The sequence below is a fragment of the Streptomyces sp. SID14515 genome (genome assembly GCF_010548505.1).
Classification (GTDB): domain Bacteria; phylum Actinomycetota; class Actinomycetes; order Streptomycetales; family Streptomycetaceae; genus Streptomyces; species Streptomyces caviscabies.
Genome location: NZ_JAAGMH010000086.1, coordinates 23,977 through 44,673, shown reverse-complemented (window position 1 = coordinate 44,673; position 20,697 = coordinate 23,977). Strand labels below are relative to the sequence as shown.

Genomic DNA, 20,697 nt, shown 5'->3' with positions numbered 1-20,697 from the left:
CCGTGCAGTGATCCAGCGATACGGAGACACCCGATGAGCGCCTACACCGCGCTGAGCCAGGCCGGATACCGGGCCTACACCCGCGACCGCACCACCCTCTTCTTCACCTTCGCCTTCCCGCTGATCTTCCTGGTCGTCTTCGGGCTGATCTTCCACGGCCAGACCGTCGAGGAGAGCGGCAAGCCCTACATCAACTACATCGCGCCCGGCGTGCTGTCCTGGGGCGTCGGCAACGCCGCCGTCTTCGGCGTCGGGTTCGTCCTCATGCAGTGGCGGCGCGACGACATCCTCCGGCTGATCCGGATGACGCCCACGCCCGTCTCCGCCGTCCTCGCCTCCCGTTACGTCCTGGCGCTCGGCATCGGAGCCGTCCAGGCGGTCCTCTTCGTGGCCGTGGCCCTGCTGCCCTCCTTCGGGCTCCAGCTGGACGGCCGCTGGCCGCTCGCCCTGCCGGTGCTGGTCCTCGGGATCACCGCGTTCCTCGCGCTCGGCGTCATCGTCGGCAGCTACGCGAAGACCCCCGAGGCGGTCGCCGCCGTGGCCAACTGCCTGATGATTCCCATGGCGTTCCTGTCCGGCTCGTTCTTCCCGCTGGACGCCATGCCCGGCTGGATGCAGAGCCTCTCCCGCGTCCTGCCGCTGCGCTATCTCAACGACGGGGTCTCCGGCGCGCTGACCGGCGGCGGCACCCTGGGCGACATCGGCGTCGCCTGCGCCGTCCTCGCCGGATTCGCCCTCGTCCTCGGCGCGGTGGCGCTGAAGACCTTCCGCTGGAGCGACAAGTCATGACGACGAAGGCCACCGCCTCGACGCCCCTGGACATCGCGCGCAGCCGCCTCCAGTCCGCGCTGACCGCCCGCCACACCCGTTCGCCCGAAGGCCTGCTTCCCGCGCCCTACGTCGTCCCGCTCGGGGCCGCCGACGTCCTCGGCTTCGGCCACCCGGACCCGTACGCCGACACCCGCCCGGCCGCCAACGTGCAGCTGACCTCCCGGGCCGTCCTCATCGGCCCCTGGGGCGGCGGGCCCGACGCCACCGCCTGCGGCCGGTGCCTCGCGATGCGCTGGCAGCGGCTGCGCAGCCGGTCCGAGCGCGAGGCCCTGGAGCTGGGGCACGAGCCGCAGGGGGCCGTGCACTGGCCGGTGCTCACGGCGTACGCGGTGGACGCGGTCTGGGCCACGTACGAGGCCGTCGCCCGGGGAAGGACCTCCGGTACCGACGCCACCCCCGCCGGAGCCGGTACCGACGCCACCCCTGCCGACCGGGCGCTGCCCCAGGTCACCCGCGTCGACCTGGTCACCCTCGCCACGGCCACCTTCCCGCTGCTGCCCGAACCGCTCTGTCCCGCCTGCGTGCGGGAGGTCCCGGACACGGCGGAGGCCGCCCGCATGGAGCTGGGCCCCACCCCCAAACCGGACCCCGACGGCTACCGGCTCCGCACCCTGGACTCCTATCCGCTGCCGACCGCCGCCCTCGCCAACCCGGTCTGCGGCACGCTCGGTTCCGACATCTGGATCAACCCGACCTCCACCACCACCGCCCCGGTCGCCGGAACCCACTTCGTACGCGGCTACGCGGGCCTCAACGACGTCACCTGGAGCGGCCAGGCCAACCGGTACGCCACCAGCCGCACCCTCGCCCACCTGGAGGGCCTGGAGCGGTACGCGGGCACCCACCGCCGACGCGGCACGACCCCGGTCGTCGACAGTTACGCGAACCTCTCCGGCCAGGCCCTGAACCCCGCCGACTGCGGCTTCTACACCCCAAAGACGTACGCCGCCGACCCCCTGGTCAGCCCCTTCGACCCGGACCGGGCGATCCCCTGGGTGTGGGCCCATTCGCTGCGCGACGACGCCCCGATCCTGGTCCCGGCCCGGCTCGCCCACTACAGCGCGGGCGTCGACGCCGACAACTTCGTCTTCGAGTGCTCCAACGGCTGTGCCACCGGCGGGAGCCTGGAGGAGGCGATCCTCTTCGGGCTCCTCGAACTCGTCGAGCGGGACGCCTTCCTTCTCGCCTGGTACGGCCGCGCCCGCCTCACCGCGATCGACCTCGCCACCGCGACCACCCCCGCCGTCCGCTCGATGCTCGACCGGGCCGCCCTGCACGGCTACGACGTGCACGCCTTCGATACGCGGATGGACCTGGCGGTCCCCGTCGTCACCGCCCTCGCGGTGCGCCGGGACGGCGGCGACGGCACGCTGTCCTTCAGCGCGGCGGCCGGCTTCGACCCGGCGGAGACGGTCGAGGCGGCCCTGTCCGAAGTCCTCACCTACATCCCGCACCTGCCCTACCAGGTCACCGAGCGCCGGGCCGAACTGGAGGCGATGGAGCGGGACTTCACTAAGGTCCTGCACCTCAAGGACCACGCCCAGCTCTACGGGCTGCCGTCCATGGCCCGGCACGCCGCCGCGTACCTGGAACCGGCCGCCGTCCTCCCGCTGGACGAGACGTTCGCCGACTGGCAGCCGCTGCGCCCGCGCACCGGCGACCTGCTGGACGATCTGCGGCTGCTGCGCGACCGGCTGACGGGGGCCGGGTACGACGTCATCGCCGTCGACCAGACGACCCCCGAGCAGCACCGGATGGGCCTGCACACCGTCTCCACGATCGTCCCCGGACTGCTGCCGCTGGACTTCGGCTGGAGCAGACAGCGGGCGCTGACCATGCCCCGGCTGCGGACCGCGCTGCGGGCGGCGGGCCGGCGCGCCGACGAGCTGCCGGAGGCGGAGATCAAGGCCGTCCCGCACCCGTTCCCGTGACCGTACGGCCGGTCCGGCCAGCGCCCCACGCGCGACAGCCCCCTCCGACCGACGGAGGGGGCCGACGTGCGAGCGGGCCGGGCGAACCGGGGTCAGGCGCTGCAGGAGGTGGTGCTGGTGGTGCTGGAGCAGGTCGACGTCGAGGAACACGACGTGGAACCGGCGAGGACGACCTCCGACGCGTCGGAGTAGTCCGAGATCTCGAAGGTCTCCGACTCCAGCTCCAGGATCTCGTCGGCGAGGGTGGCGAGTTCGGTCTTGGGGGCCATGGTGATCTCCCTGGTCTCGTGGGGGGCCGGCCGGCTGCTCCGGTCCGGTGCCCGGGTGCTGGACCCATTGGAGGGGTGGCCGCTGTCAGATCGGCCGCGATTTCGCTGTCACATCGCTGGCACCCGGTGGCAGAGCGGCGGCCCGGCGCGTGACAGCCCTACGGAGCAGGCTCGTTGAGCAGAGATGAGGTGCGCGGTGGTCACAGCGGCGAGAGCGACGAGGAACGCGGACGACGACGGTGACGGCGAGGACGGCGGCGCGTCGGGTGCCCGGGACGGTTCGGGGGCCAGAAGCGGTTCCGGGGCTCGGGGAGGCGAGGTGGCGACGGGCGAGGCGGCGGCGGGAGGTGCGTCCCTGCCGCGCCCGCTGCTCCGTTCCGCCGTCGAGCTCTACCTCGACCTGCACGCCCACCCCGAACTCTCCGGCCAAGAACACCGCACCGCCGACCGCCTCGCCGCCCGGCTGACCGGACACGGCTGTACGGTCACCCGTTCCGTGGGCGGCGGCCACGGACTGGTCGGGGTGCTGCGCAACGGCCCCGGTCCCACCGTGCTGCTGCGCACCGAGCTGGACGCGCTGCCCGTCACCGAGGCCACCGGACTGCCGTACGCCAGCACCGTCCCCGGCGTCATGCACGCCTGCGGCCACGACCTGCACATCGCGGCGGTCGCCGGGGCGGTGGCGCACCTCGCCGCCACCCGGGACACCTGGCGGGGCACGGTCCTCGTGGTCGGCCAGCCGGAGGAGGAGACGCTGCGCGGGGCCCGGTCGATGCTGGCGGAGGGCCGGCTGTACGAGCGGTTCGGCGTGCCCGACGCGGTCCTGGCCCAGCACGCCGCCCCGCTGCCCGCCGGGACCCTCGCCCACGCGCCGGCGGGCGGGCCGCCCCTGATGGCCGGGAGCGTCGCCGTCGAGGCGGTCCTGCACGGCCGGGGCGGTCACGCGGCCACCCCGCACCTCAACCTCGACCCGGTCCTGATGGCCGCCGCCACCGTGCTGCGGCTGCGTACGGTGGTGGCCGAGGCGACCGCGCCCGCCGAACAGGCCGTGCTCACCGTCGGCTCGGTGCGGGCCGGCGAACGCGGCAACGTCACCCCGGACCACGCCGAACTCTCGCTCACCATCCGGGCGTTCACCGAAGAGGCGCTCGACCGGCTGACGGCCGCCGCCGAGCGCGTCGTCCGGGCCGAGGCCGCCGCGTCCGGAGCCCCGCGCACCCCCGAGTTCACCGTCACCGCCCGCTCGCCCGTCCTGCGCCCGGACCCGGCGCTGACCGCCCGGGTACGCGGGGCGCACGAGGCGCTGCTCGGGCCCGGCCGGGTGCTGGACCTCGCCGGGTCGGCGGCCACCGAGGACTTCCCGCACTTCGCGTCGGGCGGACGGGGCGGATTGGGTGCACCGGGCGGGCCGGGGGCTTCGGCCGGTCCGGGAGGGTCGGGCGCGGTCCCGGTCGCGTACTGGATGCTCGGGACCACCGGAGCCGGACCCTGGCGGGCCGCCCGCGCCGGAGGCGCACCCGTACCGCCCAACCACGCCCCCGGCTTCGCCCCCGACGTCAGGGCCGCCCTGCCCGTCGGCATCACGGCCCTGGCGACGGCGGCCCGGCATGTGCTGGCCCCGGGGCCGGCCGGGGCCCGGGAGGCGGCGTCATGACGGCCGGGCGGTCCGGGGTCGCCGACGTCGTCGTCGTACGCCGCGACCGGGCGGCCCCGACCGGGTGGACCACCGTCGTGAGGCTGCTGGGCCTCCTCCCCGGGCACTGGTCCTGCCACCCCGAGGTGGGCCAGGACCGGGTGGTCCTGCGGGTCGAGCTGGCCGGGGCGACGGACGCGTCGGCGGTGCGGCGGGCGGTGTCCTGCGTACTGGCGGACACCGCCTTGCGCGGCTGGGCCGAGGAGCTGTAGGCGTAACCCACGGAGCCCAGAGGCCACTCCGGAGGTCAGAACCCACGGGGCTCCGGGGCCGTCCCGACGGTCAGATCCAGCCGCGCTCGCGGGCCAGCAGCGCGGCCTGCGCCCGGCTGGCCGCGCCGAGCGTCTGCATCAGGTCGGCGACATGCCGCCGATAGGTCCGCACCGACACCCCCAGCTCCCGCGCGCCCGCCTCGTCCTTGCCCACCGTGCACATCGACACCAGCACCCGCCGCTCGATGCCGGAGGGCCGGGGAGCGGCGGCGTCCTCACCGCTCCCGCCGCCGTCGGCGGCCCGGGACAGATCGTCGGCCTGCTCCCAGATCCGTTCGAACAGGGAGATGATGTTGGAGACCAGGCCGCTGCGGTGGGCGAGGAGCGCACCCCGCGAGGTGTCGCGCGGGTCCAGCGGGACGAGCGCCGCCCGGCGGTCGTAGACGAGCAGCCGCTCCGTGGTGTCCGCCGTCACCCGGATCGCCGCCCCGTGCTCGGCCAGCTCGCGCAGATAGGCGGCGGTCGGCGGGTCCTGGAGCGCCACGCTGGAGACGACGTTGCGGATCCGCACACCGCGCCGCAGACAGCGCAGGTCCAGCGGACGGGAGCGGGCGATGTTCTCCGCCGACAGCCGGGTGTACGGCTCCACGGACAGGATCTCGTCCCGGGCGAAGAACGCGAGGTCGTCGATCCGGTTACGGATCTGGGCGAGCCCCTCCAGCTGCTCGATGCCCTGCGGAGGCGGCGTACGGGCCCCCTGCTCCGCGCGTAGACCATCAATGACGTGCCGCGACCGGGTGACGCGCTGCAGCTCCTGATGGAGCGCGGCCAGCCGTACGTCCACCAGCCGGGCGAGCGCCACCTCGGGATCCGCCGGGAAGATCCGCAGCTCCGCGTCCTCGGTGTGCAGCAGCCCCAGCTCCTGGAGCCGGGCGATCCGGGCGCGGGCGTCCTTGGGCCGGGAGTGCAGCAGGAGGTGGAGGTCGTCGGCGCGGGTGCCGGGATTGCGCAGGAAGTGCCGGTAGATCTCTTCCTCGGCCTCCGGGACCCCGAAGACAGACATCTCGTTCTCGCCCACGTACGCCCCCGATGCCTGATGCCGTGGGGCCGTGCACCGAGGGGGATCGCCCCGCGCCGCCCGCCCCGGCCGCTGCTCGCTCCGCCCGTGCTCGGTACTGCCTGTGTGACGTTCTGGGAACACCTGTTGTGCAAGGGTCGGGCAAAGACTAGACGCTGGGATCACTCCTGTGAGGATCCCCGGCACAACTGTGTGCGATACGGAGATGAACGGTGCGCGACCGTCGACGAGCGGCAGGGTCGGCACGACGGGCGGCGGAGCGGCATCGTGGTACGGGCGGCGAAGCGGGCACGACACGGGCGGCCGGTCCGCCGATACGGGCGACAGCCGCCCGCCCGCCGGTTGGGGGCGCGGCTGTCATCCCCGGGTCGTAACCTGGAACCCCCGGCGCGTCCCACGTGTCGGGCCCTTCGCGTTGCCCCTGATCTGATCCCGGACGGAAACTTCATGAGTCTGCACGGTCTGCTGGATGTCGTCGTTACGGACCCGGCGCTCGCCGAGGCGGTGAAGGCCGCCGAGGACGGGCACCGGGCGCATGTCGACCTGGTGGGCCCGCCCGGTGCGCGGCCGTTCGCCGTGGCCGCGCTGGCCCGGCAGACCGGCCGGACCGTGCTGGCCGTCACGGCGACGGGCCGGGAGGCGGAGGATCTGGCCGCGGCCCTGCGCACGCTGCTGCCGCCGGACACGGTGGCGGAGTTCCCGTCCTGGGAGACCCTGCCGCACGAGCGCCTCTCGCCCCGCTCGGACACCGTGGGCCGCCGCCTCGCCGTGCTGCGGCGGCTGGCGCATCCCCGCGAGGACGACCCGGAGACCGGTCCGGTCTCCGTCGTCGTCGCGCCGATCCGCTCCGTGCTCCAGCCGCAGGTCAAGGGGCTCGGCGAGCTGGAGCCCGTGGCGCTGGCCGGCGGGCAGAGCGCGGACCTGGGCGAGGTGGTGGACGCGCTGGCGGCCGCCGCGTACTCCCGGGTCGAACTGGTCGAGAAGCGCGGCGAGTTCGCCGTACGCGGCGGCATCCTGGATGTCTTCCCGCCGACCGAGGAGCACCCCCTTCGGGTGGAGTTCTGGGGCGACGAGGTCGAGGAGATCCGCTACTTCAAGATCGCCGACCAGCGGTCTCTGGAGGTCGCGGCGCACGGGCTGTGGGCCCCGCCCTGCCGTGAGCTGCTGCTGACCGACCAGGTCCGCGAGCGGGCCGCCGTGCTGGCGGAGGAGCATCCGGAGCTGGGCGAGCTGCTCGGCAAGATCGCCGAGGGCATCGCGGTCGAGGGCATGGAGTCGCTGGCCCCGGTGCTGGTCGACGAGATGGAGCTGCTGCTCGACGTCCTGCCGAAGGACGCGATGGCGTTGGTCTGCGACCCGGAGCGGGTCCGCACCCGGGCGGCCGACCTGGTCGCCACGAGCCAGGAGTTCCTCCAGGCGTCGTGGGCGGCGAGCGCGGGCGGCGGCGAGGCCCCGATCGACGTGGGCGCGGCCTCGCTGTGGGGCATCGCGGACGTCCGGGACCGGGCCCGTGAGCTGAACATGATGTGGTGGTCGATCTCGCCGTTCGCGGCCGATGCCGCCGACCACGACGACGACACCCTCCAGCTCTCGATGCACGCCCCGGAGGCGTACCGCGGCGACACGGCCCGCGCGCTCGCCGACACCAAGGGCTGGCTGGCCGACGGCTGGCGCACGGTGTACGTGACGGAGGGCCAGGGCCTCGCCGCCCGTACGGTCGAGGTGCTGAGCGGCGAGGGCATCGCGGCCCGCCTCGACGCGGACCTGACCGAGGTCACCCCGTCCCTGGTCCACGTCTCCTGCGGGGCGATCGACCAGGGCTTCGTCGACCCGGCGCTGAAGCTCGCCGTGCTCACCGAGACCGACCTGACCGGCCAGCGCACCGCCACCAAGGACCTGGGCCGGATGCCGGCCCGCCGCCGGAAGACGATCGACCCGCTGACGCTGGAGGTCGGCGACTACATCGTCCACGAGCAGCACGGCGTGGGCCGGTACGTGGAGATGGTGCAGCGCAAGGTCCAGGGCGCGACCCGCGAGTATCTGCTCGTCGAGTACGCCCCCGCCAAGCGCGGCCAGCCCGGCGACCGCCTCTACATCCCGACCGACCAGCTGGAGCAGGTCACCAAGTACGTCGGCGGCGAGGCCCCGACGCTGCACCGGCTCGGCGGCGCGGACTGGACGAAGACGAAGCAGCGCGCGAAGAAGGCGGTCAAGGAGATCGCCGCCGACCTGATCAAGCTCTACTCTGCCCGGATGGCGGCCCCCGGCCACGCCTTCGGCGCGGACACCCCCTGGCAGCGGGAGCTGGAGGACGCGTTCCCGTACGCGGAGACGCCCGACCAGCTGTCCACGATCGCCGAGGTCAAGGAGGACATGGAGAAGACGGTCCCGATGGACCGGCTGGTCTGCGGCGACGTCGGCTACGGCAAGACGGAGATCGCGGTACGTGCGGCGTTCAAGGCGGTGCAGGACGGCAAGCAGGTGGCGGTCCTGGTCCCGACGACCCTCCTGGTCCAGCAGCACTACGGCACGTTCACCGAGCGCTACTCCCAATTCCCGGTCAACGTAAGAGCGCTGAGCCGCTTCCAGTCGGACACGGAATCGAAGGCGACCCTCGAAGGCCTGAAGGACGGCTCGGTCGACCTGGTCATCGGCACCCACCGCCTGTTCTCCTCCGAGACGAAGTTCAAGGACCTCGGCCTGGTCATCGTGGACGAGGAGCAGCGGTTCGGCGTCGAGCACAAGGAGCAGCTGAAGAAGCTCCGCGCCAACGTCGACGTGCTGACGATGTCCGCGACGCCCATTCCCCGTACGCTCGAAATGGCGGTCACCGGCATCCGCGAGATGTCCACGATCACCACCCCGCCGGAGGAGCGCCACCCGGTGCTGACCTTCGTCGGCCCGTACGAGGAGAAGCAGATCGGCGCGGCCGTACGGCGTGAACTCCTGCGCGAGGGCCAGGTCTTCTACATCCACAACCGGGTCGAGTCCATCGACCGGGCCGCCGCCCGCCTCCGCGAGATCATCCCGGAGGCCAGGATCGCCACGGCCCACGGCCAGATGTCCGAAGCGGCCCTGGAACAGGTGGTGGTGGACTTCTGGGAGAAGAAGTTCGACGTCCTGGTCTCCACGACGATCGTCGAGTCCGGCATCGACATCTCCAACGCCAACACCCTGATCGTGGAGCGCGGCGACAACTTCGGTCTCTCCCAGCTCCACCAGCTGCGCGGCCGGGTGGGCCGAGGCCGCGACCGGGGCTACGCCTACTTCCTCTACCCCCCGGAGAAGCCCCTCACCGAGACCGCCCACGAACGCCTGGCCACGATCGCCCAGCACACGGAGATGGGCGCGGGCATGTACGTGGCGATGAAGGACCTGGAGATCCGCGGCGCGGGCAATCTGCTGGGCGGCGAGCAGTCCGGCCACATCGCGGGCGTCGGCTTCGACCTGTACGTCCGCATGGTCGGCGAGGCCGTCGCCGACTACCGGGCCCAGATGGAGGGCGGCGAGCAGGAGGAGCCGCCGCTGGAGGTCAAGATCGAGCTCCCGGTCGACGCGCACGTCCCGCACGACTACGCCCCCGGCGAGCGCCTGCGCCTCCAGGCGTACCGCGCGATCGCCTCGGCCTCCTCGGAGGACGACATCCGCGCGGTCCGCGAGGAGTTGACCGACCGCTACGGCCCGCTCCCGGAGCCGGTCGAGAACCTCCTCCTGGTCGCCGGCCTGCGCATGCTGGCCCGCGCCTGCGGAGTCGGCGAGATCGTCCTCCAGGGCTCCAACATCCGCTTCGCCCCGGTGGAGTTGCGCGAGTCCCAGGAACTGCGCCTGAAGCGCCTGCACCCCAAGACGGTCATCAAGCCGGCCGCCCACCAGATCCTGGTCCCGCGCCCGACGACGGGCAAGATCGGCGGCAAGCCGGTCATCGGCCGCGAACTGCTGGCGTGGACGGGCGAGTTCCTGACGACGATCCTGGGGTCGTAGCGCCCGGGAACGCACCGGGCCGCCGAGCCCATCGGCGGCCCGAACTCCTCGGCCTCCAGCCGCCCGTCGGCCCGGTCACTCCTCCGGGGACAACGCCTCCCCGATCTCCTCGTACAGCCCCAGCGGCAGCCGGATGCCCCACCGGTCCGCCGCCTCGGCCGCCAGCTCCCGGCTCCACCGCCAGCTGTTCGCCGCCGCTGTGCGGACCGCGTCCGGGGTCAGGGGCCCGGTCGTCGTGGCGTACCGCTCGACGTCCGCGGCCGGCAGGTCCGCCTCCAGGGCGCGGCTCGGGGTGAGCCAGTGGGCGGTCGAGCCGCGCAGCAGGCGGCAGAGCTTGAGCTGGAGCGGGGCGATCACGGCGTGCAGCAGGTTGTGGGCGCGGGCGTGCTCGCCCCGGGCCTGGATGTGGGCCAGCATCAGGGTCCAGTTGGCCAGTTCGTCCGTGAGCTGCTGGGCGGTGGCCACCGGCTCCGGCGGGCTGAAGGCGGCCAGTTCGCGGGCGGCGGCGGTCAGGCGGCCGGTGCGGTCCAGGAGGACGGCCGCCTCGGGGCGGGGAAAGTGGACCTGGCCGCGCCAGGTGGCGATCTCGGCGATGCCGGGGTCGGTCGGCTCGACATGGAACTCGCCGCGCATCAGGTCGTCGAAGACCACGGCGAGGATGCCGTGCATGTTGGTGTAGGCCAGCTTCAGCGGGGCCAGCCGCTCCACGAACTCCCGCCCGTCGAAGGCGTCGACGTCCTCCTCCCGTACGTACAGGCAGGCGTCCAGGTCCGAGTGGGCGTCGGCCTCGCCGAGCGTCCACGATCCGTAGAGGAAGACGCCGTCGATCCGGGGGTCGGCCTCGGCCGTCGTGCGCAGCAGTTCGATGCGGCGGTCCAGGGCGAGGGCGTCGGCGGGCAGGGGCGTCCGGGCAGGGCGTGCGTGCGGCATGGCCGGGTCTCCCGAGTGGGTGCGTGGGCATACGAACGTGGCCCGGCGGTCGACGCCGGGCGGCTTGCGGTCCCGCTGCGGGACCTCGTTCGTCGCTCAGGAAACGCCCATGAGGGGCAGCCTAGGGGACGGCCGCCTCAGCCGTCGCGCCGCTTTTCCGGCGCGAAGATCAGGCCGGTCAGGGCCCGGAACGCCTCCTCCGGGTCCCGGCCCTCCATCGCGTCCGCCAGATTGCCGCTGAGCAGCAGCGTCGCGAAGCCGTGCGCCAGCGACCAGGCGGCCACCCCGGCGAGCCGGTCGTCCTCGCCCCGGCCGCCCTGCGGAAGGTCCGCCACCCCCGCCCGCAGCGCCTCGGTCGCCCGGGCGCGGGCGGCCAGCAGGTCCGGGTCGTCGGCGCGGTGCAGGTCCGGCTGGAACATCACCTGGAAATGCGCGGGATGCGTCGCCGCGAACCGTACGTACGCCACGCCCCGCTCCCGGAGATCGGACGCCCCGGTCAGCGCGTCGGCGAACAGGGCGTACCCCTCGGCGGCCACGGCGGTCAGCAGGCCCGTGCGGTCCTTGAAGTGGTGCGCCGGAGCGGCGTGCGAGACGCCGGCGCGCCGGGCCAGGTCTCGCAGGCTCAGGGCGGCGGGGCCGTTCGCGGCGATGACGTCGAGGGCGGCGTCCAGGACGGCGCGCCGCAGGTCGCCGTGGTGGTAGGTGCGCTCGCGCTCGCTGTTCATGGGAAGCAGCCTACCCGGCATCTAGTCATTGACAAGTTTGGGCGGGGCGCGCATGCTGGAGATCCGATCTAGGCATTGACTAGATGTGCGATTCCCGTCCGGGAAGCCCGGGAGAGGCGGAGATGATGACCGGAGAACCGGCCCGAGTACGGCAGATGTGGCACCTCCTGGAGCCCCTGCACGCCGTTCTGTACTACGCCCCCGCGGCCTTCGACGAGGCCGCCGCGCTCGGCTACGACGTCGAGGAGCGGTGGTCGAGCTATTTCGCCTGGCGCGCTGCTCCGCTGGGAGCGGTGGGGGCGGCGGAGGTGGTGTGGACGTTCCACAGCTTCGCTCCGGCGATGGTGGACGAATACGTTCCGGACGTCTGGGCGACCGCCGCCCCGGACGCCGTGCTCGCGGCCCGGCTGCGGGCGGTCGACGGGGCCTACCGGGCGCTGTTCGGGGACCGGGTGGAGGGGCCGGAGTTCGCGGAGGCCGCCGCACTGGCCCGCCGCGCGGCGGAGGCGGCGGGCCCGGGCGCCCCGGGCGGCCTCGGAGTCGCCAAGGCCCCGGGAGCGCTCAGCGGACTCGGGGCCGCCAACTCCGCCCTGCCCTGGCCCGACGCCCCGCACCTGGCGCTCTGGCACGCGGCGACCGTCCTGCGCGAACACCGGGGCGACGGGCACATCGCAGCCCTGACCGAGGCGGGCCTCGACCCGGTCGAGGCGCTGGTCTCCTTCGCGGCGGTCGGCGCGGCGGCCCCCGAGGTGTTCGCGAGCCGGCGGTGGAGTCCGCGGGAGTGGGACGCGGCCCGGCAACGCCTCCGGGAGCGCGGGCTGCTGGAGTCGGACGGCACGGCCACGGACGCGGGGCGCGAACTGCGCGCGAAGGTGGAACTGCGCACCGACGAGGAGGCCGCCGCGCCGTGGCGGGCGCTGGGCGAGCCGGGGCGCGAGCGGCTGGCGGAACTGCTGGGGGAGCCCTGGCTGGAGGTCATCGACTCGGGGATGCTGCCCGCGGAGAACACCCTCGGCATCGGGAAGGTGTGACCCGCACCTCCGATTGGGCCGGGAGCACTGTGCGCTGAAGCTCGGTCATGCGTTCAGTCATGGAAGCGGCCCCGGCGGGGAAGACGCCCATAGGATTCTCGGCGTTCGGTTTCCTCCCCGTCAGGACGGCTTTACGTGATAGCTCCCCGTACCCACCGAGTGGCCCTGCCCGCCCTCGGCGCCCTCGTCGTGCTCGCCCTGGCCGGCTGCGACCCCGACGACCTCGCGGCCGAGGGCGGTGGCACGAGCGGCGGGACCAACGGCGGTGCGCAGTCCGCCGACGGCTTCGGCATGAGCCCGCTGGACAACCCGGACGGTACGAAGCCGGGCCTGGCCCCCCTCACCAACGAGGCCGACCGGGCCGCCGCCCGGAAGATCATCGAGAAGGTGGCCACCAAGGGGCGCGGCCCGAAGACCGGTTACGAGCGGAAGAAGTTCGGCTACGCCTGGAAGGACGGCATCGACGGCATTCCGCTCGCCCGCAACGGCTGCGACACCCGCAACGACCTGCTCGCCCGCGACGGCAAGGACATCGAGCACAAGTCGGGCTCCGACTGCATCGTCATGGCGATGACGCTCCAGGACCCCTACACCGGCGAGAGCATCGACTGGCGCAAGCAGCAGGCGACCAAGGTGCAGATCGACCATGTGATGCCGCTGTCCTACGACTGGCAGATGGGCGCGGCCCGCTGGAACGAGGCGAAGCGCGAGCAGATCGCCAACGACCCGCTCAACCTCATCCCGGTGGACGGCCCGGCCAACAACGCCAAGCGGGACTCCGGCCCCGCCTCCTGGCTGCCGCCGTACAAGCCGATCCGCTGCTCCTACGCGGTGCGGTTCGCCCAGGTCTCGCTGAAGTACGAACTCCCCGTCACGGCGGCCGACAAGCAGGCCATGCTCGCCCAGTGCGGTGGCTGAGCGGCCGCCGCCGCACCGGGGGACGGGTTCTCTTTAGACCTTGCCGCCGCAGATGACGTCGTACGGGCGGCCGATCGCCATCATCAGCTGCATGGGCTCGGTGGTCGCCGCCGGGCACTCCTTCTTGTCCTTGACGAGTCCGAGGACCTTGAAGTCCTCCGCCCCGGCCGAGGCGCAGGTGATCTCCTTGGCGGTCGCCGAGATGCAGTCGCCCTCGACGAGCTGGCCGCCGCCGGCGCCCGCGTCGCCCGGGTGGTCGTCGGACAGGTTGCGGCCGCAGACCGTGTGGGTCGGGATGCCGCCGCCCTTCTTGCCGTCGCCGGAGCCGAAGACCCGGGAGACCTGGATGATCAGGTCCGTGCCGGCCGGGCACTGGATCGAGTCGGGCATGAAGCTCGCGGGCTTGAGCTCCAGCGCCTTGAACGTCGCTCCCGACTCGTCGCAGTCGTAGGCCCGGTAGCCGTCCGGCTTGTTCTCCGGGTCCGGACCGCCGCAGTCGCCGATCTCCCAGGAGCCGCCCTTGCCGTCCGAGGCGGACGAGGAGGACGAGGAGGACTTCGACTTCGACGAGTCGTCACCGAAGATCTTGGACGCCCCGTAGCCCAGGCCGAGGATCACCGCGAGCACCACGATGCTCTGCAGGCACCCGGCGGCTCTCCGGGGGCGGGTCGGTGTCGTACCGGGCTGGGTCATGGTTCTGCTCCTCGACGGGTGGTGCACGGGGACGAAGTCACGGGTGGGGACGCGGCATGCACACCTCATGGTTCCGGCCGGATCACTCCGGTCCGGGCGAGGCCTCGCCCAGGCTTCTGGCCAGGAAGCGGGCCGGATCCGCGACCTCCCGCCGGACCCCGTCGGCGTCCAGGAACGCGTACCGGTCCAGATAGCGGCAGCCGGTCTCCCGGTAGCCGATCCGCAGATAGAGCGCGGCCGCCCGGTGGTTGTCGTCGTCCACGCCCAGGCCGATCAGGTCATGCCCCGCGTCGCGGGCCCGCCGCTCCGCCGCCCGGATCAGCGCCGTGCCGATGCCCCGGGAGCGCAGGTCCGGTGGCCAGATCCCGAGCCCGTTCAGCTCGGGGCAGCCGGGGAAGCGGGCCTGGACCTCCGGAGCGGCGCAGCCCTGCCAGAGGATCTGCGCCGACCCGACGGGTACGCCGTCGATCCAGGCGGTCAGAAAGGTGCTGAGACCCTGCTCCTGCCGGTCGAAGCGGGCGGCGTGCCGCCGGGTCCGGCCGGGCGAGGGCATGTGCCGCTCCAGGAGTTCGAGGTCCGTCGGGCGGCAGGGACGGATCAGGACGGGGCCGGGGCCGGGAGATTCAGGGGCGGGGGAGGCGGGCGGCGGTGTCGTCGTCATGCGGCGGGACGGTAGCGGGCGGCGGCCCGCCGGGGGCGCCGTCCCACCGGGTGCGCGGTGGCCCCGAAGCGATATTCGCTGGTCGGAGCGGTGCGGGGTGCATAAGGTCGCGCGTATGGAGCTGCACATCACCACCCTCGCCGAGCGCCCGGAGCTGGCCGCCGCCCTGGACCGGATGCCGGACACCTGGCCGGAGTTCGTACTGGAGGACATCGTCGGCTGGGCGAACTTCGCCCGGATCGCGGTCGAGTTCCCCCAGTACGTGCTGGTCGCCACCGACCCCGAGGGCGTCGTGGTGGCCCGCGCCTACAGCGTGCCCTTCGTGCTGGACGCCCCCGGGCGCGGTGAACTGCCCGTCGGCGGCTGGGACCGGATGCTGCTCTGGGCGTTCGCGGATCTGCGGCGCGGGCGCACGCCCGACACGGTCGGCGCGATCGAGATCACCGTGGCCACCGGCCATCAGGGCAAGGGGATATCGGGCCGGATGCTCGCCGCGATGCGCGACAACGCGGCGCGCCACGGCCTCCGGGAAGTCGTCGCCCCGGTGCGGCCGAGCGCCAAGCACCTGCGGCCCGGCCTGCCGATGGAGGAGTACGCCCGGCTGACCCGCCCCGAGGACGGGCTGCCCGAGGACCCGTGGTTGCGGGTCCACGTCCGGGCGGGCGGGACGGTGGACTCGGTCGCCACCGTGTCCATGACCGTGAGCGGTTCGCTCGCGCAGTGGCGGGAGTGGACCGGGCTGCCGTTCGACACGGACGGTCCGGTGGAGGTGCCCGGGGCGCTCGTCCCGGTGCACTGCGCGCTCGCGCACGGGTACGCGGTCTACGTCGAGCCCAACGTCTGGGTACGGCACCGGCTGTGACGGCGGACCCGAGGGGGAGGGCGGCCTCCGCGCTCCTCGTCATCGACATGCAGAACACCCTGGTGGCGATGGCCCACCGGGCGTCCGGCACCGTCGCGGCCATCGCCGGTCTCCAGCAGCGGGCCAGGGCGGCCGGCGCCCCGGTGGTGTTCGCGCAGCAGCAGGACGAGGAGCTGGAACCCGGCACCGACGGATGGCGGATCGTGCCCGAACTGGCCCCCGTACCCGGCGAGACCGTCGTGCCCAAGGCCGCCCCGGACAGCTTCCTGGACACGGAACTGGACGCGGTCCTGCGGGCCCAGGGGGTCACCGAGGTCGTCGTCACCGGGTTCGCCACCGAGATCTGCGTCGAGTCCACCGCCCGGCAGGCGCTGAGCCGGGGGTACGACGTGGTGCTCGTCGCGGACGGGCACACCACGTCCGTCCGGCCGGACGGCTCCGGTCCGTACGCCGCACCGGAGGCGTCCGTCGCGCACCACAACGAGATCTACCGCAACCTCCGCTTCCCGGGCCGCCGGGTGCGCGTACTGCGGGCGGCCGAGGTGGACTTCGGCGGAGGCGCCCCGGCCCGGTCCGGCCCCCGGTGAACTGACGCACAACAGCCGGGCACAACGGCCGGACACAACGGTTGGGCACAACGATGGGCACAACCGGGACGGCCGGTCGGCGGAGGTGTATACGCTCACCCCACACGTCCGCCATCCGCGCCCCAGGAGCAGCACATGCACGGCTACGGCCCTTCGCCGCAGCAGCCGACGACATCCCGGCCTTCCTCGGCGACGCTCACCGCCGTGCGCGTGATCCTCGTGGTGGTGACCGTGCTGAGCTGCGGCCTGCTGGGCTGGGCGGCGATGCTGCGCCTCGCGATCGTCACCCGCAGGCCGCGCGACTGGATCCTGCTGGTGGTCGTGGCGGTCCTCAACGGCGGGCTGTTCGTCTTCATCATGGCCACCCCGGACGACCCCGACGACATGTCGGACGCGGCGGCGCTGGTCCTGTTCCTCTGGCTCGTCAGCGTGCTGGCCGGGGTCATCACCTATTACCTGTACGCGGAGATACGCCACTACAGCTCCCTCGGCTCCCCGCCCTCGCCCCCGTCCCCGTACGCCGCCACCGCACCCGTCCACCCCGCGCCGCTCCCGTACCAGCCGCATCACCTCGTCCAGCCGCAGCCGCAGCCGCAGCCGCAGCACCAGCCCCAGCCGCAGCACCAGCCCAACCCCTACACCGTGCAGGCCCCGCCGCCCACGCCCACGCCCGCCCCCCAGCGCCTCGACCAGGTCCGCGCCGAGCTGGACGAGCTGAGCGACTACCTCCGCAAGGGGAACCAGGAGCACCAGGGGAACGGGGAGGGCGAGGGCCGGTGAGCGGGCGGATCATCGCCGACCGGTACGAGCTGGCGTCCATCCTCGGCCAGGGCGGCATGGGCCAGGTGTGGACGGCGTACGACCGCCGCCTGGACCGCCGCGTCGCCGTGAAGCTGCTGCGCCCCGACCGGGTCGCCGGGCCCACCGGCAGCGACGCGGCCGACGAACTGCGCCGCCGGTTCGTCCGCGAGTGCCGGGTCACCGCGCAGGTCGACCACCCCGGCCTGGTCACCGTCCACGACGCGGGCAACGACAGCGACGACCTCTACCTCGTCATGCAGTACGTCGAGGGCGCCGACCTCGCCGACCACCTGACCGGGCGGAGCCCGTACCCCTGGCCGTGGGCCGTCGCGGTCGCCGCCCAGCTCTGCGCGGTCCTCAGCGCGGTGCACGCCGTGCCGATCGTCCACCGCGACCTCAAGCCCCGTAACGTCATGGTCCGGCCCGACGGCACCGTCACCGTCCTCGACCTCGGCGTCGCCTCCGTCCTCGACACGGACACCACCCGCCTCACGCACACCGGTTCACCCATCGGCTCCCCGGCCTACATGGCCCCCGAGCAGGCGATGGGCGGCGCGGTCGGCCCGCGCACCGACCTGTACGCCCTCGGGGTCGTCCTGCACGAACTCCTCAGCGGCGACGTGCCGTTCGCCGGGTCCACCGCGCTCGGCGTCCTGCACCGCCACCTCTACGAGCCCCCGCTCCCGGTCCGGCAGGCCCGCCCCGAGGTTCCCGTGGCGCTGGAGGCCCTCGTGCTGCGGCTGCTCGCCAAGGACCCGGGGGACCGGCCGGCCTCCGCGCAGGAGGTGTACGAGGAGCTGGCCCCGCTGCTGCCCCAGCACGGGAAGCCCGCCGGACCGCTCGACCCGACCCGCCCGTTCCTGCGCCCGCACGCGCCCTGGCCGGACCGGGCCGCGACGCCCGCGTCCGTGCCCGCCCCCGCCACCTTCGCCGCGCCGCCGCCCACGCTCGCCGCCCCGCCGTCCTTCACCCCGCCCCCGGCCGTCCTCGCGTCGCCCGCACGGGCCACCCCCGTACCCCCGAGCACCCCGCCCCACGCCACCCCGCCGCCGCCCGCCCGGCCGGATGTCGCGCGGGCCGTGGACGAGGTGAAGAAGCTGCTCGGCGAGGGCCGGATCACCCAGGCCGTCGACGTCCTCGGCGCCACCCTCCCGGCCGCCGCCGCCGAACACGGCGAGCACTCGCCGGTCGTCCGCATCCTGCGCAAGCAGTACGCCGCGACGCTGATGGACGACGGGCAGTACCGCCGCGCACTGCCCGAACTGCGCCGCCTCGCCGGAGACCGCGCCGCCGAGGCGGGGCCGGGCGACGCGCAGGCCCTCCAGTTCCGCTACGACGTGGCCCAGTGCCTCGAACAGCTCGGCGAGGCCGGGGCCGCGCTGGGCGAGTACCGCGCGGTCCTCCCGTACTACGAGAACGCCTACGGGGCGGTCACCTCCGACCCCGGCCGCGCACTCGACATCCGGCACCGCATCGGACAGCTGCTCCTGGCGGTCGGCGACCACACCGCTGGCCGGGCCCAGCTCCAGGCCCTGCTGTACGACGCCGAGCGCAGCTACGGGCCGCACCATCCGCTGCCGATGGACCTGCGCCGCCTGCTCAGCCACCAGCGGGACGTCCGCGGAAGCTGACCGCGCCCCGGACCGCCCCCGTACCCGACCACATCCCCAACTCCTCCCGAATCGTTGGTCGAATCAGTGGCACGCACCACATCCACTGCCTAACATCGATCACCGCAAGGCTTTGTGCACCCATGCACAAACTCTCCCCGGGAGGCTCCTTTGCACCGCCGTCGTCGCACCGCGCTCGCCGTCCTCGCCGCAACGCTCGTCGCCGCGCCGCTCCTCACGGCCTGCGGCAACCAGGCCCACCCCGGCGCCGCGGCCGTCGTGGGCGGCGAACGGATCGAGGTGTCGGCGGTCCAGGCCAGCGCCGCGGACGTCCGCAGCGCCCAGGAGAGCTCCCCGCAGGCCGCCCAGCTGGTGAACAAGTCGGGCCAGCTCAACCGCGCCAAGCTGCACGGGCTGATCTTCGGCCGGATCCTGGACCGCGCCGCCGCGGACGCGGGGGTCACGGTGACCCGCAAGGAGATCCAGGAGATGCGGCAGGCCAGCCTCGCCCAGCAGGGCGGCCAGGAACAGTTCGAGGCGATGATGCTCCAGCAGCGCTGGGTCGCCCCGGACCAGATCGACGCCGACATGCGCCAGGAGGTCCAGCTCCCGAAGCTGGCCCGGGCCATCGGCGCGGACCTCGGCACCCCCGCCGGTCAGCAGGCGGTCGGCGAGGCCCTCACCAAGGCGTCCAAGGCCCTCGACATCGACGTCAACCCGCGCTTCGGCACCTGGAACGACCAGAAGATGCAGCTCGGCGACTACCGCGCGCCCTGGATCACCCAGCGCACCGAGTTCCCGCCGAAGGACTCCCCGGCGGGCGCCTGACCCGACGGGCCGGAGGTAGGTTCGCAGGGTGAACGCCGAAGCCCCCGACACCTCCGTCGAGACCCCCGCCGACCCCGGACGCATCGTCCTGCTCACCGCCAGCCACCGGGTCGCGCCCGGCCTGCTGTCCTGGCCGGCCTGGCAGACGCTGCACGCCGCCGACCGGGTCCTCACCGCGGATCCGGACCAGCCGCAACTGCCCTACCTCCGCGAGGCGGGCGTACGCGTCGAGCACGCCGCGCCCTCCGCCGACGAACTGGTCGCGGACTGCGCGGGCGGCCGGACGGTGGTCGTCCTGACCGGCGGAGAGGGCAACGCCCCCCTCACCGACGGCCTGGCCCGCCTCGGCGGCTCGGGCCGGGTGGCCATGCCGGACCTGGAACTGCTCCCCGGCTCGTACGACCTGCCCGGCGCCCGCCTCCTCGACCTGGTCCAGGTCATGGACCGGATCCGCCGCGAATGCCCCTGGACCTCGCAGAAGACGCACCGGGGCCTCGCCAAGTACGCCATCGAGGAGGCGTACGAACTGGTCGAGGCGATCGAGGACGGCGACCGGACCGAACTGCGCGAGGAACTGGGCGACGTCCTGCTCCAGGTCGTCTTCCACGCGCGCATCGCGGAGGAGGACCCCGAGGAGCCCTTCGCCATCGACGACGTCGCGGGCGGCCTCGTCGAGAAGCTGATCCACCGCCATCCGCACGTCTTCGGCGACGAGACGGCGGAGACCCCCGAGGACGTCCACGCGCACTGGCTGCGCACCAAGGCGATCGAGAAGCAGCGCACCTCGGTCACCGAGGGCGTCCCCCTCGGCCAGCCCGGCCTGGCCCTCGCCGCGAAGCTCGGCAGCCGCGTCCGCACGGCCGGCCTCACCGTGCCCCTCCCGACGGGCGACACAGCGGGCCACGCTCCGGGCGACACCATCGGCTACGACCTCCTCGCCCTGGCCGTAGCCGCCGAGGCGAACGGCACCGACCCGGAGGCCGCCTTGCGCGCGGCGGCCCGGGCGTACCGGGACGCGATCGTGGCGGCGGAGGGCGGGGCGGGTTAGTACCGTTA

At 73.6% G+C, this 20,697-nt stretch carries 19 protein-coding genes; 13 read left to right on the top strand and 6 right to left on the bottom strand.

Annotation, left to right across the window (positions count from 1 at the left end; translation table 11 throughout):
- The first annotated feature begins 33 nt into the window (after window positions 1-33).
- Both G3I54_RS18955 and G3I54_RS18950 read left to right on the top strand, forming a co-directional pair.
- Window positions 34-789, top strand: a complete 756-nt coding sequence (locus G3I54_RS18955; protein WP_137234309.1) for an ABC transporter permease — start codon at window positions 34-36, stop codon at window positions 787-789.
- Entirely contained in the window at window positions 786-2,762 is a 1,977-nt protein-coding gene (locus G3I54_RS18950; RefSeq protein ID WP_164616053.1) for a TOMM precursor leader peptide-binding protein, read from the top strand. The genes G3I54_RS18955 and G3I54_RS18950 overlap by 4 nt, the downstream gene beginning before the upstream one ends.
- Window positions 2,763-2,854: 92 nt before the next feature.
- Here the strand turns inward: G3I54_RS18950 and G3I54_RS18945 are convergent, their stop codons facing one another.
- A complete protein-coding gene (locus tag G3I54_RS18945; protein WP_003968635.1) occupies window positions 2,855-3,031 on the bottom strand; it encodes a thiazolylpeptide-type bacteriocin in 177 nt (58 codons plus the stop codon).
- Window positions 3,032-3,215: 184 nt separating this feature from the next.
- Between G3I54_RS18945 and G3I54_RS18940 the strand changes: the two genes are divergently transcribed.
- Entirely contained in the window at window positions 3,216-4,685 is a 1,470-nt protein-coding gene (locus G3I54_RS18940; RefSeq protein WP_164616052.1) for an amidohydrolase, read from the top strand.
- On the top strand, window positions 4,682-4,936 hold the full coding sequence (locus tag G3I54_RS18935) for a hypothetical protein (RefSeq protein ID WP_164616051.1): 255 nt from the start codon (window positions 4,682-4,684) through the stop codon (window positions 4,934-4,936). The genes G3I54_RS18940 and G3I54_RS18935 overlap by 4 nt, the downstream gene beginning before the upstream one ends.
- Window positions 4,937-5,006: 70 nt before the next feature.
- On the opposite strand, the gene G3I54_RS18930 is transcribed toward G3I54_RS18935, so the two are convergent.
- A complete protein-coding gene (locus G3I54_RS18930; protein ID WP_164616050.1) occupies window positions 5,007-6,014 on the bottom strand; it encodes a helix-turn-helix transcriptional regulator in 1,008 nt (335 codons plus the stop codon).
- Between the two features lie 447 nt (window positions 6,015-6,461).
- On the opposite strand from G3I54_RS18930, the gene mfd reads away from it, so the two are divergent.
- Window positions 6,462-9,995 (top strand): transcription-repair coupling factor, encoded by a 3,534-nt coding sequence (gene mfd / locus G3I54_RS18925; RefSeq protein WP_164616049.1) that lies wholly within the window; start codon window positions 6,462-6,464, stop codon window positions 9,993-9,995.
- Window positions 9,996-10,070: 75 nt separating this feature from the next.
- On the opposite strand, the gene G3I54_RS18920 is transcribed toward mfd, so the two are convergent.
- Both G3I54_RS18920 and G3I54_RS18915 read right to left on the bottom strand, forming a co-directional pair.
- Window positions 10,071-10,925, bottom strand: a complete 855-nt coding sequence (locus G3I54_RS18920) for a nucleotidyltransferase domain-containing protein (RefSeq protein WP_164616048.1) — start codon at window positions 10,923-10,925, stop codon at window positions 10,071-10,073.
- Between the two features lie 137 nt (window positions 10,926-11,062).
- Window positions 11,063-11,650: a TetR/AcrR family transcriptional regulator gene (locus G3I54_RS18915; protein ID WP_164616047.1), complete on the bottom strand. Its 588-nt coding sequence runs from the start codon at window positions 11,648-11,650 to the stop codon at window positions 11,063-11,065.
- Between the two features lie 125 nt (window positions 11,651-11,775).
- Here G3I54_RS18915 and G3I54_RS18910 point away from each other — a divergent pair, with 125 nt between their 5' ends.
- Together G3I54_RS18910 and G3I54_RS18905 are read left to right on the top strand one after the other, a co-directional pair.
- Entirely contained in the window at window positions 11,776-12,681 is a 906-nt protein-coding gene (locus G3I54_RS18910) for a hypothetical protein (RefSeq protein ID WP_164616046.1), read from the top strand.
- A 135-nt stretch (window positions 12,682-12,816) separates the two neighbouring features.
- The gene (locus G3I54_RS18905; RefSeq protein ID WP_164616045.1) at window positions 12,817-13,599 is read left to right on the top strand and encodes an HNH endonuclease family protein; all 783 of its coding nucleotides are present in this window, start codon (window positions 12,817-12,819) and stop codon (window positions 13,597-13,599) included.
- A gap of 33 nt (window positions 13,600-13,632) precedes the next feature.
- Here the strand turns inward: G3I54_RS18905 and G3I54_RS18900 are convergent, their stop codons facing one another.
- Together G3I54_RS18900 and G3I54_RS18895 are read right to left on the bottom strand one after the other, a co-directional pair.
- Window positions 13,633-14,292, bottom strand: coding sequence for a hypothetical protein (locus G3I54_RS18900; protein WP_164616044.1), 660 nt, complete (start codon window positions 14,290-14,292; stop codon window positions 13,633-13,635).
- An 82-nt stretch (window positions 14,293-14,374) separates the two neighbouring features.
- Complete coding sequence (locus G3I54_RS18895) at window positions 14,375-14,953, bottom strand: GNAT family N-acetyltransferase (RefSeq protein WP_164616043.1); 579 nt, start codon at window positions 14,951-14,953, stop codon at window positions 14,375-14,377.
- 115 nt (window positions 14,954-15,068) lie between these two features.
- On the opposite strand from G3I54_RS18895, the gene G3I54_RS18890 reads away from it, so the two are divergent.
- From G3I54_RS18890 to G3I54_RS18865, 6 genes are all read left to right on the top strand, one after another.
- On the top strand, window positions 15,069-15,815 hold the full coding sequence (locus G3I54_RS18890; RefSeq protein WP_164616042.1) for an N-acetyltransferase: 747 nt from the start codon (window positions 15,069-15,071) through the stop codon (window positions 15,813-15,815).
- Window positions 15,812-16,402: a cysteine hydrolase family protein gene (locus G3I54_RS18885; RefSeq protein ID WP_164616041.1), complete on the top strand. Its 591-nt coding sequence runs from the start codon at window positions 15,812-15,814 to the stop codon at window positions 16,400-16,402. Before G3I54_RS18890 ends, G3I54_RS18885 begins: the two co-directional genes overlap by 4 nt.
- A gap of 135 nt (window positions 16,403-16,537) precedes the next feature.
- Window positions 16,538-17,182: a DUF3754 domain-containing protein gene (locus G3I54_RS18880; protein WP_164616040.1), complete on the top strand. Its 645-nt coding sequence runs from the start codon at window positions 16,538-16,540 to the stop codon at window positions 17,180-17,182.
- Window positions 17,179-18,834 carry a serine/threonine-protein kinase gene (locus G3I54_RS18875; RefSeq protein WP_164616039.1) on the top strand — a complete coding sequence of 552 codons (1,656 nt, stop codon included), beginning with the start codon at window positions 17,179-17,181 and terminating at the stop codon, window positions 18,832-18,834. Before G3I54_RS18880 ends, G3I54_RS18875 begins: the two co-directional genes overlap by 4 nt.
- Window positions 18,835-18,984: 150 nt before the next feature.
- Entirely contained in the window at window positions 18,985-19,641 is a 657-nt protein-coding gene (locus tag G3I54_RS18870) for a SurA N-terminal domain-containing protein (protein ID WP_164616038.1), read from the top strand.
- Window positions 19,642-19,669: 28 nt separating this feature from the next.
- Window positions 19,670-20,689 (top strand): nucleoside triphosphate pyrophosphohydrolase, encoded by a 1,020-nt coding sequence (locus tag G3I54_RS18865; protein WP_164616037.1) that lies wholly within the window; start codon window positions 19,670-19,672, stop codon window positions 20,687-20,689.
- Window positions 20,690-20,697 lie beyond the last annotated feature (8 nt).